The 13,910-nt window shown below is 70.1% G+C and carries 15 protein-coding genes; 9 read left to right on the top strand and 6 right to left on the bottom strand.

From position 1 onward, the window contains the following. From NKI68_RS15650 to NKI68_RS15665, 4 genes are all read left to right on the top strand, one after another. The gene (locus tag NKI68_RS15650; protein WP_254544040.1) at positions 1-1,572 is read left to right on the top strand and encodes an acyl-CoA carboxylase subunit beta; all 1,572 of its coding nucleotides are present in this window, start codon (positions 1-3) and stop codon (positions 1,570-1,572) included. Between the two features lie 2 nt (positions 1,573-1,574). Beyond that, the gene (locus NKI68_RS15655; protein ID WP_254544041.1) at positions 1,575-1,898 is read left to right on the top strand and encodes a DUF8022 family protein; all 324 of its coding nucleotides are present in this window, start codon (positions 1,575-1,577) and stop codon (positions 1,896-1,898) included. Positions 1,899-2,090: 192 nt separating this feature from the next. Then, on the top strand, positions 2,091-3,245 hold the full coding sequence (locus NKI68_RS15660) for a thiolase family protein (RefSeq protein WP_254544043.1): 1,155 nt from the start codon (positions 2,091-2,093) through the stop codon (positions 3,243-3,245). Then, positions 3,242-3,604, top strand: a complete 363-nt coding sequence (locus tag NKI68_RS15665) for a Zn-ribbon domain-containing OB-fold protein (protein ID WP_254544044.1) — start codon at positions 3,242-3,244, stop codon at positions 3,602-3,604. The genes NKI68_RS15660 and NKI68_RS15665 overlap by 4 nt, the downstream gene beginning before the upstream one ends. A gap of 37 nt (positions 3,605-3,641) precedes the next feature. Here the strand turns inward: NKI68_RS15665 and NKI68_RS15670 are convergent, their stop codons facing one another. Beyond that, positions 3,642-4,418, bottom strand: a complete 777-nt coding sequence (locus tag NKI68_RS15670; RefSeq protein WP_254544045.1) for a DUF7547 family protein — start codon at positions 4,416-4,418, stop codon at positions 3,642-3,644. A 126-nt stretch (positions 4,419-4,544) separates the two neighbouring features. Between NKI68_RS15670 and NKI68_RS15675 the strand changes: the two genes are divergently transcribed. Next, a complete protein-coding gene (locus NKI68_RS15675) occupies positions 4,545-5,231 on the top strand; it encodes a DUF7504 family protein (protein ID WP_254544046.1) in 687 nt (228 codons plus the stop codon). A 44-nt stretch (positions 5,232-5,275) separates the two neighbouring features. After that, on the top strand, positions 5,276-5,419 hold the full coding sequence (locus NKI68_RS15680; protein WP_254544047.1) for a hypothetical protein: 144 nt from the start codon (positions 5,276-5,278) through the stop codon (positions 5,417-5,419). Between the two features lie 160 nt (positions 5,420-5,579). Here NKI68_RS15680 and dpsA read toward each other — a convergent pair whose 3' ends face one another. Together dpsA and NKI68_RS15690 are read right to left on the bottom strand one after the other, a co-directional pair. Then, positions 5,580-6,128, bottom strand: coding sequence for a DNA starvation/stationary phase protection protein DpsA (gene dpsA, locus NKI68_RS15685; RefSeq protein WP_254544048.1), 549 nt, complete (start codon positions 6,126-6,128; stop codon positions 5,580-5,582). Between the two features lie 373 nt (positions 6,129-6,501). Then, positions 6,502-7,092 carry a hypothetical protein gene (locus NKI68_RS15690; RefSeq protein ID WP_254544050.1) on the bottom strand — a complete coding sequence of 197 codons (591 nt, stop codon included), beginning with the start codon at positions 7,090-7,092 and terminating at the stop codon, positions 6,502-6,504. Positions 7,093-7,245: 153 nt separating this feature from the next. On the opposite strand from NKI68_RS15690, the gene NKI68_RS15695 reads away from it, so the two are divergent. After that, the gene (locus NKI68_RS15695) at positions 7,246-7,725 is read left to right on the top strand and encodes a YbaK/EbsC family protein (RefSeq protein WP_254544051.1); all 480 of its coding nucleotides are present in this window, start codon (positions 7,246-7,248) and stop codon (positions 7,723-7,725) included. Here NKI68_RS15695 and NKI68_RS15700 read toward each other — a convergent pair. Genes NKI68_RS15700 through NKI68_RS15710 form a run of 3 tightly spaced genes read right to left on the bottom strand, consistent with a single transcriptional unit; the run spans position 7,687 to position 10,573 of the window. Continuing rightward, positions 7,687-8,694 carry a metal ABC transporter permease gene (locus tag NKI68_RS15700; protein WP_254544052.1) on the bottom strand — a complete coding sequence of 336 codons (1,008 nt, stop codon included), beginning with the start codon at positions 8,692-8,694 and terminating at the stop codon, positions 7,687-7,689. The two genes, NKI68_RS15695 and NKI68_RS15700, sit on opposite strands and share 39 nt — an antisense overlap. After that, the gene (locus NKI68_RS15705) at positions 8,691-9,431 is read right to left on the bottom strand and encodes a metal ABC transporter ATP-binding protein (protein WP_254544053.1); all 741 of its coding nucleotides are present in this window, start codon (positions 9,429-9,431) and stop codon (positions 8,691-8,693) included. The genes NKI68_RS15700 and NKI68_RS15705 overlap by 4 nt, the downstream gene beginning before the upstream one ends. Then, entirely contained in the window at positions 9,428-10,573 is a 1,146-nt protein-coding gene (locus NKI68_RS15710) for a metal ABC transporter substrate-binding protein (RefSeq protein ID WP_254544054.1), read from the bottom strand. Before NKI68_RS15710 ends, NKI68_RS15705 begins: the two co-directional genes overlap by 4 nt. Before the next feature lie 162 nt (positions 10,574-10,735). Between NKI68_RS15710 and acs the strand changes: the two genes are divergently transcribed. Together acs and NKI68_RS15720 are read left to right on the top strand one after the other, a co-directional pair. Next, a complete protein-coding gene (acs, locus tag NKI68_RS15715) occupies positions 10,736-12,832 on the top strand; it encodes an acetate--CoA ligase alpha subunit (RefSeq protein ID WP_254544055.1) in 2,097 nt (698 codons plus the stop codon). Then, positions 12,829-13,896 (top strand): phosphotransacetylase family protein, encoded by a 1,068-nt coding sequence (locus tag NKI68_RS15720; RefSeq protein WP_254544056.1) that lies wholly within the window; start codon positions 12,829-12,831, stop codon positions 13,894-13,896. Before acs ends, NKI68_RS15720 begins: the two co-directional genes overlap by 4 nt. Positions 13,897-13,910: the final 14 nt, after the last annotated feature.

Consider the following 13,910-nt stretch of genomic DNA (forward strand, 5'->3'; position numbering starts at 1 on the left):
ATGAGCCAGGAGGTCCCGCGTACCGAACCCGACGACCCCGTCGAGGAGCTTCGGCGACGGCGCGAGGTCGCCCGACTCGGCGGGGGTCAGGAGCGCATCGACCGCCAGCACTCGAAGGGGAAGCTGACCGCCCACGAGCGCGTCGAGTACTTCCTCGACGAGGGAACGTTCCGCGAGCTGGACGCCTTCGTCGAGCACCAGTCGACGAACTTCGACATGGCGGAGAAGCGATACCCGGGCGACGCGGTCGTGACCGGCCGCGGCGAGGTGAACGGCCGCCCGGTGTTCGTGTTCGCCCACGACTTCACCGTCCTCGGCGGGTCGGTCGGCGAGGCCGTCGCCGACAAGATCTGCAAGGCGATGGACATGGCGATGGACGCGGGCGTCCCCATCGTGGGGTTGAACGACTCCGCGGGCGCGCGCATCCAGGAGGGCGTCGACTCCCTCGTCGGCTTCGCGCGAATCTTCCGGCGCAACACGGAGGCAAGCGGCGTCGTCCCGCAGCTCTCTGCCATCATGGGCCCGTGCGCCGGCGGGGCGACCTACTCGCCCGCGCTGACGGACTTCACCGTCATGGTGGACGACACCAGCCACATGATGATCACCGGCCCGGACGTCATCGAGACGGTCACCGGCGAGCAGATCTCGAAGGACGAACTCGGCGGCGCGCGCCCGCACGCCTCGAAGAGCGGCGTCGCGCACGTCACCTGTCCCTCGGAGGAGGACGCGCTCGACGACGTCCGACACCTGCTGTCGTACCTGCCCGCGAACCACCTCGAGGACCCCCCGCGGGTCGACCCGCACGACGACCGCGACCGGCCGTGCGACGCGCTCGACGACATCGTCCCGAACGCGCCGAAGAAGCCCTACGACGTGACGAACGTCGTGGACGAACTGACCGACCGGGGGACGTTCTTCGAGATCCACGGCGACTACGCGCGCAACCTCGTCGTCGGCTTCGCCCGCCTCGACGGCCACTCGGTGGGGATCGTGGCGAACCAGCCGCGGGCGAACGCGGGGACGCTCGACATCGAAGCGAGCCAGAAGGGCGCGCGGTTCGTGCGCTTCTGCGACGCGTTCAACGTCCCGATCGTGACGCTCGTGGACGTTCCCGGCTTCATGCCCGGCACCGACCAGGAGCACAACGGCATCATCAAACACGGCGCGAAGCTCATCTACGCCTACGCGGAGGCGACGGTCCCGCTGCTCACCGTCATCACGCGCAAGGCCTACGGCGGCGCGTACATCGTGATGGGGTCGAAGGAACTCGGCGCGGACGTGAACTACGCCTGGCCGGGCGCTGAGATGGCCGTCCTCGGACCGCGCGGCGCGGTGAACATCCTCTACCGCGACGAACTCGGCGCGGCCGAGGACACCGAGGCCCGCCGACAGGAGCTGATGGACGAGTACCGCGAGGAGTTCGCCAACCCGTACAAACCGGCCCAGCGGGGCTACCTCGACGACGTCATCGAACCGGCACAGACGCGACGGCGGCTGATCGAGGACCTCGAACTGCTCGACCGGAAGCGGGCGGACCGCCCGCCGAAGGACCACGGCAACATCCCCCTGTAACCATGTCTACGCACACCCACACCAGCGTCGAATTCGACGTCGAGACCCACAGCTGGAGCATCGACATCCGGACGGACGCCGGGGAGACGACGGTGACGATCCCGGAGACGGCCACCGACCGGGAGGCGGCGGCGCTCGCGTGCGCCGTCGGCGCGCACCTCGAGGACGAGCGCGCGGCGGCGGCCGCGCGGGACGACGGGCCTCGCTCCGCCGATCGGTGGGCGCTCGCCGGCCGCTACGGCTGTCGCAGTCGGTCCGACCTCCCGCGATCGGTGGAGCGCGGCGAGGAGTGGAAGATGGCGGGCCGGGCGCGGCGGCTGCGGTAGCTCCCGCCCGTCGCTGCCAACACTTATCACGATACGAACTGCATCACCGCCTCGCGAAGAACACCATGAGCGATCGGAAGACGACACCGAACCGAGACGCACCGTCTCCCTCTCCCGGAGGAGAACCATGATCCGCGTGACAGTCCTCGCCTCCGACGGTACGCCGTCGCGAGAGGCGGCGGGGGGTCGGCGATGAGCGACGTAGCCCTCATCGGTGCGTCGATGACCCAGTTCGGCCAGCGCGAGGAGTGGGTCCTCGAACTCCTCTCGCAGGCCGGCAAGGCGTGTCTCGACGACGCCGGGGTCGCCCCGCACGACCTCGACCACGTCTACGTCTCGAACATGGCGAGCGGCGAGTTCGAGGGGCAGACGGGGGTCATGAACGCCCTCGCGCACGACCTCGGCGCGCTCCCGGCGTACACCCAGCGCGTGGATCAGACCTCCTCCTCCGGCGGCGCGGGGATGTACGCGGCCTGGCAGTCGGTCGCGAGCGGGGCGAGCGACATGACGCTGCTCGTCGGCGGGGAGAAGATGACCCACCGGTCGACCGGCGAGGCGACCGACGTCATCGCCTCGATCACCCACCCCGTCGAGTACAAGCAGGGCGTCACCCTGCCGAGCTTCGCGGGGCTGACCGCACGCCTCTACCTGGACACGTACGACGCGCCGCGCGAGAGCCTGGCGAAGGTCGCCGTGAAGAACCACAGAAACGGCGTGGACAACCCCCACGCGCAGTTCCGGAAGGAGGTCGACCTCGAGACCGTCCTCGACTCACCGATCGTGGCCGACCCCCTCCGGCTGTACGACTTCTGTCCCATCACCGACGGGAGCGCGGCGCTGCTGTTCTGCCCCGTCGAGGTGGCCGAGGAGTACACCGACGACTACGTCCGGATCGCGGGGATCGGCGGCGCGACGGACACGCACGTCGTCCACGAGCGCGCCGACCCGACCACCATGGGCGGCGTCGTCGACAGCGGCGAGATCGCCTACGAGATGTCGGGCTACGGGCCGGAGGACGTCGACGTGGCGGAACTCCACGACATGTTCACCATCCTCGAGTTCCTCCAGAGCGAGGACCTCGGCTTCTTCGAGAAGGGCCACGCGTGGGAGGCCGTAGAGGAGGGCGTCACCGAGCGCGACGGCGACCTCCCGATCAACACCTCTGGCGGCCTGAAGTCGAAGGGCCACCCCCTCGGCGCGAGCGGCGTGGCCCAGGGCTACGAGATCTACCAGCAACTCCTCGGCGAGGCCGGCCCCCGGCAGGTCGACGCCGAGGTCGGCCTCTGCTGTAACGTGGGTGGGTTCGGCAACTGCGTCATCACCACGATCATGGAGGTGGCGGGATGACGATGGAGGCGACTCGCTACGCCGACGGCAGCATCAGCTACCCGAGTCACCCCGTCGGCCCCGACGGCAGCGAGCCGGTCGAGACGGTCGACCTGAGCGAGTACACCGCGACGGTCGTCACGTGGACGACGAGCACCGCCACCCCGCCGGGCGTACGCGCGCCCAATCACCTCGCGATCGTCGAGTTCGACGTGGACGGCGAACCCGTCCGCGCGCTCGGCCAGCTCACCACCGACGAGGTGGACATCGGCGACGAGGTCCGGCCGGTGTACGTCGAGGAACTGCGCGAACCGGGCGCGGGGATCCGCGAGCCGGCGAGCCAGGCGTGGGACGGCTACCGGTTCGAGCCCGTGCAGTAGCGCGTTCCCGGAGGGGCTCCGAGCGCGACGGGGGCGGTCAGCCCCCGTCGCCGTCGTCTCGCGGACGCCGTCCGCTCGACCGGTTCGAGTCGTCCCCGGACGCATCGTCGTCCTCGTCCGGACGGACGTCCCGCCTGATCGCGTCGAGTTCGGCGTCCACGTCGACCTCGGACGCGGCGGACGCCTCCCCGTCGGTCTCGTCCTCGTCGTCCGCCGTCTCGTCGGTCACGGCGATGGAGATCGGGTCGGTCGAGTCGCGTCGCGGTCGTCGGTCGCGGCCACGGTCGCGATCGCGGTAGGCCCGCGCGGTGCGAGCGTCCCGGTCGATCGTGCGCCCGGCGATCGCGTCGTCGATCTCCCGGCGGAGCGCGCGCGCGTCATCGAACAGGGTGCGGGCGTTCTCGTCGGTGGGCCGTCCCTCGAAGGCGTCCTGCAGGTCGTCGAGGACGGCGTCGACGCCATCGAGCGCGCGTCGGCCGGCCGTCGCGACGCGCTCGTTCTCGCGGTCGGTCGCGGGGAGCCCCCGCCCGCCGGCCAGTCGGAGCACGCCGCGCAGGAGTTCGAGCGCGCGGACGTTCGCCTCCAGAAAGGCGATAAGCGTCGGGATGGTGTACTCCTCCGTGAAGCGCACGAACTCGCCGGGACGCGGTGGCGTCGGACGCCGCGGCATAGGATCGCGGGCCGGAACCCCGCGATCAGCGCGTCGCGTCCGTCGCTCGGTCGCGTCCTCCGCGTCGAGTTCCTCGCGGAGGGCGTCGAGCGTGTCCGCGAGGTCGTCGAGAAGCGCGAGGAGGTCGTCCTCTGGGTCGCTCATGGGTGACGTTGGTCGCCGCTCGGCAAACCTGTGTCGACCCGCGGCGTCGTGTAATGCGGTGCGAGTGTCCGGAACCATGCCAGAAGGCTTATTATATCCTCCCTGCGAATATACGAAAGAATAGGTATGACAACGGAGACCGGGGCAGGTGCGTTTGCACAGGCGCTCGCAGCGATGAAGCGCCGCGGGAGCAGTCTGCTCGTCGTCGGTTCGGCCTGCGGCCGGTCGCACCTCCTGGCGTGTCGACGGCTCCTCGGCGAGGACGGGGACGGGGAACGGCGGCGGGTGGTCGTACTCACCGACGGGACGGCCGACCTGGACGCGCGCGTTCCGTCGGACAGCCGCGAGACGGGGACGTTCGAACTCTTCGACCGGCGTCCGGCGGTGCGCAGTGCGGCGGCCGCGACCCCCACCGCACCGGGGCTTCCGGCGACCCTCGGGACGCTCGAAGCGGAGGTACGCGAGTCGATCGACGAGTTCGACGCCGCGACGGGCGGACTCGATCCCGCGGAGTTGCGCGTGTGCGTCGACTCGCTCCGTCCCCTGCTCGAGCGGTACGACGAGGAGGACGTGGTGTCGTTCGTCGAGAGTACGGTCGACGCAACGCTCGAGGTGGGCGGGATGTGTCACGTCCACCTCCCCGTCGACGCGAACAACTCGGTGGTCGAACGCCTCGAACCGCTGTTCGACGCCACCATCGAACTGCGCGAACTACACGTCCCTCCCACCGACGGCGAGGAACCGCGCACGGCGACGGAACAGTGCTGGCACCTCCACGAGGCGGACGTCACCACCGACTGGCTTCCGCTCTAGGCCGACCAAAATCTTTTAGTCTTTAGGCACACCTAATCCGATCGATGGCAGCACCGGCATCGCGCTCGGAATCAGTCGATCGATACGTGACGGCGCACTGTACCTCCCCCGAACGGACGGTCTTCACCGAATCGAAAAACCCGGACGGGTGGATTGCGACCGACCTGATCGTCGACGTGGAACGGTAACCGTCCCCCTCTCTCCCGGCCAGTCCCTCTCTTCCTCCTCCGGAGCGCTCGCGGCGCTCGCGAGCGCGTATCGGTGTCGTCCGCCCCTGACGCGCCTCGCGATCGGTGTCGCTCGCGCTCGGCGAGCGGTCGATAAAAGAACGGGGGTGAACGCGAGGCGTTAGTGCGTCGCTTCCTCGAGCACCAGCGTGTCGTCCTCGAGGTAGTGTTCGATGTGGTGGGCGTCCTCCTCGAGGCCGACCAGGATCTCGCGGAGTCGCTCCTCGGTCGTGTAGTCGCCGAGGTTGTTGGTGAGTTCGATGTGGTCGCGCATCGACTCGATGATGTCCCCGTAGATCGCCAGGTCGTTCTCGAGGGAGGTGCGGATGTCGTAGACGTCCTCGCCCTCGAACTCGACGGTGGCGCGCTCCTCCTGGTTGGACGGTCCCGCGATCGGGACGCCGCCCAGCGCCTGCGCGCGCTCCGCGATCACGTCGGCACCCTCCTCGACGGTCTCGTAGGCCTCCTCGAGGAACAGGTGCATGTCGAGGAACTCCGCCCCTTCGACGTTCCAGTGGTGCTTCTTGAGCTGGTGATAGAGGACGTACGCGTTCGCGAGGTCCGTGTTGAGCGCGTCGATGATCTGCTCCGAACGGTCCTTGTCGATGCGCAGCGCGTTCTCCTCCACCTCGTCCGCCGGCTGTCGTATCGCTTCCTTCTGGGTGCTCATCTCGGTTCTAGCCTCGCGCGCGTCCCACTTAAACCTTGCCGTCGGGAGAAGATTATTTTGGGAAGCCAAAAACAGCTTTCTCGAAAACGCACATCCTTGCTCGTTCGAGAAAACCCTGGCCCGATCTGGGAAGCGGAGTCCGGCCGCTCAGGGTCGAACTCGCGGTCGAGCGCATCGGGCATACGCCCCGTTCGTCGTACCGAACCAAGAATCAGCGCCGTGGCGACCCGCCGCGTCGCGGTCACCCGGCGTGCTGCCGTCGCCGATCGCCGCGCCCACCGGGTCGGCCGGTCGTCGCCCGCCCGCCCGTCACTGTTCGCCGGTTATCGCCCGCCCGTCAGTCCCACACGCCCGTCACCGCCCGTCACCGCCGTCACCGCTCGCCGGTCGCCACCTGCTCGCCGTGGTGCGTCACGACGACGCGCTGTGGGACCTCCCCGCCGAACGTGAACGACGCCTGGTACTCGATGTCGACGATGCACTGGCTACAGGTCGCGTTCTTCATCTGCTCGGGGACGTACGTCTGAACGGGCACGGTGAGCGTCCCGCCTTCGAGGCTGACGTCGCCGAGGCGGGCGCTGTGGCAGGCGTTCTTACCGCTTATGACGCCCGTCACCTTCACCTGGTCGCCGCCGGGGAACGTCACGGAGGCGCTCTCCTTCCCCTGGCCGCAGTTCGACGACTGCGCCTGGAACTGCTCTCCGGTGATCGAGGAGGCTCCCCCGTCGGTGGCGTTCGTGTCGTTCGTCGCGTTCGTCGCGTTCGTGTCGTTCGTGCCGTTCGTCCCGTTACCGCCGGTTCCGTTCGTGTCGTTCGTGCCGTTCGTCGCGTTCGTGTCATCTGTCCCATTCGAGCCCGTTCCGTTCTCGTCGTTATCTCCGCCGGAGTCGTCCCCGCCGAGGCATCCGGTGAGCGCGACCGTCAGGCCGCCCGCAACCGCGCCGAGGACCGTTCGTCGGTTCATACCGCGCGGTCAACGTCCAGCATAAAACCCCTTGCGGCGGATCAAACGGTCGTTGTATGCTATCGACTGCGGGCCCGCATCCCTCGTCGTACAGCGGGCGCTGCCGACGGCCCGTCCGTTACGGCTATGTCGCTGGCGGTCGCCGGACGGCCCATGCACCCGCGCGCCGAGGAGTTCAGGAACTGCGCCCGAGAGCGACACGGCTTCGATCCGGAGGTTCACGAGTTCGAGGACGGAACGAAGACCGCGGCGGACGCCGCGAGGGCGGTCGGCTGCGACGTCGCGCAGATCGCGAGCGCCATCGCCGTTCGCGCGGGCGACGACCTCGTCGTCTGCGTGACGAGCGGCGCGAACCGCGTCGACATGGAGAAGGTCGCGGCCCTCCGGAGCGCGGACCCGTCGGCGACCGGGATGGCCGACCCCGACGCCATTCGGGAGACGCTCGGGTGGTCCATCGGCGGGGTCCCACCGTTCTGTCACGACGAGGCGGTCCCCGTCTACCTGGACGAGACGCTCGTCGATCACGGGACGGTGTGGGCCGCGGCGGGGACGCCCGACGCGGTCTTCCCGATCGCTCCCGAGACGCTCCGGGAGCTAGCGGACGCGGCGGTCGTCGACCTGGCGGAGGAGTGAGGTCGCCCGTTCGGGGACGCCGATCCAGGCGGCGGCCGCGGCGACCGCGAACACCCCGATGGCGACGAGGACGATGATGCCGCTCTCCTGGAGGCCGAAGTAGTACGAGACGACGATGCCCGAGACGACGGCGAGTTCGGCGGCGACGACCGAGAGGGCGAGCGACTGGCGGAAGCTCGTCGCGACCTGCGCCGCCGCGGCGACCGGGACGACGAGCATCCCCGCGACGAGGATGACGCCCATGATCTGCATCGCGGCGACGACGACGAGCGCGGTGAGAACGACCAGCAGGCGCTCGTGGCGGCGGACGTTCACGCCCGCGACGCGCGCCGCCGTCTCGTCGAACGTGAGATAGACGAGCGGTCGGTAGGCGATCGCGACCGCGGCGACCACGATCAGCGTGAGGACGACCAGCAGGCCGACGTTCGCGCGGGTGACGAGCGAGAGGCTTCCGAAGAGGTAGTCGGTGACGCCGACCGAGAGGCCGCCGCTGTCGAGGCTCATCAGGACGGTCCCGAGCGCGAACCCGCCCGACAGGACGATCGCCATCGCCACGTCGCCGTAGGCGTCCGTGTACTCCGCGATGGCCTGCACGAGCAGCGCCGAGAGGACCGCGACGACGAGCGCGGCGGCGTAGGGCGAGACGGGCGCGTCGAGGCTCGCGCCCAGGAACAGGCCGACGGCGACGCCCGCGAACGCCGTGTGCGCGAGCGTGTCGCCGATGAACGCCAGCCGCCGGTGGACGAGAAACGTCCCGACGAGCGGCGCGACGACGCCGACGCAGAGGCCCGCGAGCAGCGCCTGCTGCATGTAGCCCGCGCAGAAGATGTCGCCGCCGATCGCGACGCGGCCGGCGGCGCACGACGCCCCGCCGAACAGCGACAGCGCCCGGTCGAACAGCGTCTCCAGGGGACCGACGACGGCGACGGTGACGACGACGAGCGCCGCGAGGAGCGTCGACGCAGTCACGGGTGATCGTGGTGGAGCCGCCGCTGGTTCGCCCCGTAGGCGTTCGCGAGCGCGTCGCTGTCGGCGAAGCCGTCCGGGTCGCCGTGGAAGAACACCCGCCGGTTGATGCAGGCCACGCGCGAGGCACGCTCGGTGACGACGCCGAGGTCGTGCTCGATGAGGATCACCGTCATCCCGCCGTCGTTGAGGTCGGCTAGGAGATCGTAGAAGGCGTCCCGCGAGTCGGCGTCGACGCCCACCGCGGGCTCGTCGAGCGCGAGCAGGTCGGCCTCCGAGGCGAGCGCCCGCGCGATGAACACCCGCTGGCGCTGGCCGCCCGAGAGGTCGCCCACGCGACGGCTCGCGAGGTCGGCCACCCCGACCGTCGCCATCGCGTCCTCGATCGCCCGGCGGTCGTCCGCGCCGAGGCGACGAAGCCCCGCGTGGGGGTACCGCCCCATGCGAACGACCTCGCGGACCGTGATCGGCAGTTCGTCCGCACCGCGGGTGGTCTGCTGGGCGACGTATCCGATGCGCGTCCCGTCGTCGAACTCGCGGGCGGGTTCGCCGAACAGTCGAACCGTCCCGCGGTCGGGGCGGAGGAGTCCGAGCACGAGTTCGAGGAGGGTGCTCTTTCCCGATCCGTTCGGTCCGACGAGGCCGAGGAACTCGCCGTCCTCGACGGTCAGCGACACGTCGTCGATGACGGGCCGCTCGCCGTAGGCGAACGTGACGGAGTCGACCTCGACCGCGTTCATGCCCCGAGTGCGGTCCGAAGGCTCTCGAGGTTGATCTCTCGCATGATCTCCACATACCCCCACTCCTTCTCCTTCCACTCCTCCCTGTACCCCGCGAGGGCCGTGATCGGGAGCACCTCCGTCGCGTCCGTCTCGGCGACGAGCTGTTTCGCCGCCCGATCGGACTCGAACACCGGCGCGAGGACGTGCTCGATGCCGTCCGCCTCGATGATCTCCTGAGCGCGCCGCACGTCACTCGTCGTCGGGCTGTCGTCCGGCGAGAGGTCGGTCAGCGCGTGGACCGCGAAGCCGTAGCGCTCGCCGAGGTACTGGAAGGCGTTGTGCCCGGCCACGAGGACGGCCTCCTTCGATCGACCGGACAGCGCCTCCTCGAACTCGGCGTCGAGGTCCCGGAGTTCGGCGGCGAAGCCGTCCGCGTTCTCGCGGAAGGTCGCCTCCTCGTCGGGCGCGAGGCCTACGAACCCGTCGCGGATGGTCTCGACGGCGGTCGCCGCCCGGGTCGGGTCGAGCCAGAAGTGGGGGTCCTTGCCGCCGTGGTCGTGCCCGTCGTCCCCCTCGTCACCCCCCTCGCGGCGGGACTCGTTCTCCCCGTGCTCTCCCTCGTGGGTGTCGTTTCCATGGGTGTCGTTTTCGCCCCCGTGATCGTGTTCGCCCTCGTGATCGTGCCCCTCGTCGTGGGACTCGGATCCGTTCTCGTCTTCGTGCGTGTCGTTCTCGTCCCCGTGATCGTGGTCGTGGTCGTGACCGCCGTGTCCGGCCGCGTCGATGAGATCGACGTTCTCGCGAGCGGCGATGACCGCCACGTCGGTGCCGTCCTCCTCCAGACTGCGGACCACGTCGTCGGCCCAGGGCTGGAACCCCTCGCCCATGTAGAGGAACGCCCGCGCCACGCGGACGCGCCGCTGGAGGTCCGCGGAGGGCTGCCAGCCGTGGCCGTGCTGTCCGAACGGCACCAGCGTGCCGACGCCGAGGGCGTCGCCCCCGACGCGGCCCCCGAAGTCCCCGAGCACGTAGAACGACGCCTCGACCTCGTTCCCGTTCGACCCCGCGGCGGGGTCGACGCTTCCGAGACACCCGGCGAGCGCTCCGACCGTGACCGCCGCCCCGGACGCCAGCAGCGACCGTCGTGTGAGTTTCGACATCTGATACTAAAACTAGTGCCGATCTTAATAAAAGGTGCTATCTCGGATGGTGGTGTTGTTATACCGATCGGGGGACGTACCGCCCGCCGATCGCCGCGAGTTTCACCGACCGAGAACGGTCGGCACGTATTTCGGACGCGCCGGTGTAGTCCCACGCGACGAATGGGACTGGAAACGTTGTTCAGCCCGAGGTGCGTCGCCGTCGTCGGCGCGACCGAGCGCGAGGGGTCGGTCGGTCGGGCCGTGATGACGAACATGCTCGACTCGTTCGAGGGCGAGACGGTGCCGGTGAACCCCAACGCCGAGTCGGTGCTCGGCAGGGAGGCGTACCCCGACGTCGCGTCCGTTCCCGGCGAGGTCGACCTCGCGGTCGTCGTCGTCCCCGGCCGGGTCGCGGTGGACGTCGTCCGCGGGATCGCCGAGGCGGGCGTCGAGAACGTGGTGGTCATCACCGCGGGGTTCGGCGAGACCGGGAGCGAGGGCGCGCGGCGCGAGCGGGAACTCCGCGCGGTCGCGGAGGCCCACGACCTCGACCTCGTGGGGCCGAACAGCCTCGGGATCATCAGCACGCCGGTGGGCATGAACGCGACCTTCGGCCCGGAGAACGCCCTCGACGGGAGCATCTCCTTCATGAGCCAGTCGGGCGCGTTCATCACGGCCGTGCTGGACTGGGCGAACGACCGCGGCATCGGCTTCAAGGACGTCGTCTCGCTCGGCAACAAGGCCGTCCTCGACGAGCGCGACTTCGTCGAGGCGTGGGGCGACGACGAGGGGACGGACGTCGTCCTCGGCTACCTGGAGGGGATCACCGACGGCGCGTCGTTCATCCGCAGCGCCCGCGAGGTGACGGCGGAGACGCCCATCGTGCTCGTGAAGTCCGGTCGGACGGAGGCGGGCGCGTCGGCCGCCGCCTCCCACACCGGCACCATCGCCGGGAGCGAGGCGGCCTACGAGGCCGGGCTCGAACAGGCGGGCGTCATCCGCGCCGAGAACGTCCAGGAGCTGTTCGACGCCGCGAGCATCCTCGCGGGGCAACCCCTTCCCGAGACGGACTCCGTCGCCGTGGTGACGAACGCGGGCGGTCCCGGCGTGATGGCGACGGACGCCATCGGCGACTCCGGCCTCTCGCTCGCGTCGTTCGCCGACGAGACGCTCGCCCGCTTCGAGGAGGTCCTCCCCGAGGAGGCGAACATCTACAACCCGGTCGACGTGATCGGCGACGCGCCCGTCGAGCGGTTCGCCGAGGCGATCGAGATCGCCATGGACGACCCGAACGTCGGCGCGGTCTGCGTCGTCACCTGCCCGACCGCCGTGCTCACCTTCGACGACCTCGCGGAGGCCGTCGTCGAGAGGCAGGCCGAGTCGGGCCTCCCCGTCGCGACCTGCTTCATGGGCGGCGAGCGCATCGAGTCCGCGCGGGAGATCCTCGGCGAGGCGGGCATCCCGACGTACTTCGACCCGGCGCGCGCGGTGGAGAGCCTCGACGCGCTGCGGTCGTACGCGGAGATCCGCGAGCGGGAGTACGTCGAGCCGACGACGTTCGACGTGGATCGCGCTCGCGCGCGTGAGATCCTGCGGGGGGCGGCCGACCGCGGCGACACCCGCCTCGGGGTGGAGGCGATGGGGCTGCTCGACGCCTACGGCGTCCCGATCCCCGAGGGCGACGTCGTCTCCTCGCCCGAGGCGGCCATCGAGGTCGCAGAATCGATCGAGGGCGACGTCGTGATGAAGATCGTCAGCCCCGACATCCTGCACAAGTCCGACATCGGCGGCGTCCGCGTCGGCGTCCGGAACAACGACGTCTACGACACCTACGAGGACCTCGTCGCCCGCGCGAAGAACTACCAGCCCGACGCGACGATCCTCGGCGTGCAGGTGCAGGAACTGCTCGATCTCGAGGAGGGCGTCGAGACCATCGTCGGGACGAACCGCGACCCGCAGTTCGGCCCCCTCGTGCTCTTCGGCCTCGGCGGCATCTTCGTCGAGGTGTTAGAGGACACGACGGTCCGGGTCGCCCCCGTCAGCGAACCCGAGGCGGCGGGGATGGTAGACGACATCCGGGCCGCCCCGCTCCTCCGCGGCGCGCGGGGACGCGAACCCGTAGACGAGGGGAGCGTCGTAGAGGTCATCCAGCGGCTCTCGCAGCTCGTGACGGACTTCCCGGCCATCCTCGAACTCGACGTCAACCCCCTCGTCGCGACGCCCGACGGCGCGACCGCCGTCGACATCAGACTCACCATCGACCCCGACGAGCTATGAACCCGATCCTCATCACATCGACCGACGAGAGCACAGGCAAGACCGCCGTCACGCTGGCGCTGGCGCAACTCGCGCGCGAGCGCGGCCTCGACGTCGGCTACATGAAACCGAAGGGGACGCGCCTCCAGAGCGCGGTCGGCAAGACCCTAGACGAGGACCCCCTGCTCGCGCGCGAACTGCTCGACCTCGACGCCGAGATGGCCGACCTCGAACCCGTCGTCTACTCGCCGACGTTCGTCGAGCAGGCCCTGCGCGGGCGCGAGGACGCGACCGCCCTCCACGAGCGCGTGCGTGAGAGCTACGACGGCCTCGCCGCCGACAGGGACCTCGTGTTCATCGACGGCGGCGGGTCGTTCTCGACGGGCGGCGTCGTCGACCTCACGGACGCCGACGTCGCGGACCTGCTCGACGCCACCGCGGTCCTCATCGCCCGCTACGAACAGCCCGGCGACGTGGACGCGGTGCTGTCGGCGGCACGGCACCTCGGCGACCGCCTCGGCGGCGTCCTGTTCAACGCGGTCACCGACGCCGCGTACGACCAGCTGACGACCGACGTGGTCCCCTTCCTCGAGGGGCGGGGGATCACCGTCTTCGGCGCGCTCCCCCGCGTCCAGGAACTCGCGGGCGTCACCGTCGCGGAACTCGCGGACGACCTCGGGGCGCAGGTCGTCACGGCCGACGCGCCGACCGACGCCTTCATCGAGCGCTTCACCGTCGGCGCGATGAGCGCCGACGACGCGCTCAGGCAGTTCCGCCGCACCCGCGACGCGGCGATGATCACCGGCGGCGACCGCTCTGACATCCAGGCGGCGGCGCTCGAAGCGCCCGGCATCAAGTGCCTCCTGCTCACGGGGGGGTTCCGCCCCGCGGGCGCGGTCGTCGGCCGAGCCGAGGAGGAGGGCGTGCCGATCCTGACCGTCCAGACGGACACCATCACGGCCGTCGAGCGGGCGGAGGACGTCCTCCGCCAGGGCCGCGCCCGGAGCGCCGAGACGGTCGACGTGATGCGCGGCCTCCTGGAGGACGGCGCGGACGTGGACGGCATGCTCGCCCTCGCGGAGTGATCGCGGCGGGGGAC

The organism is Halomarina pelagica (genome assembly GCF_024228315.1).
Classification (GTDB): Archaea; Halobacteriota; Halobacteria; order Halobacteriales; family Haloarculaceae; genus Halomarina; species Halomarina pelagica.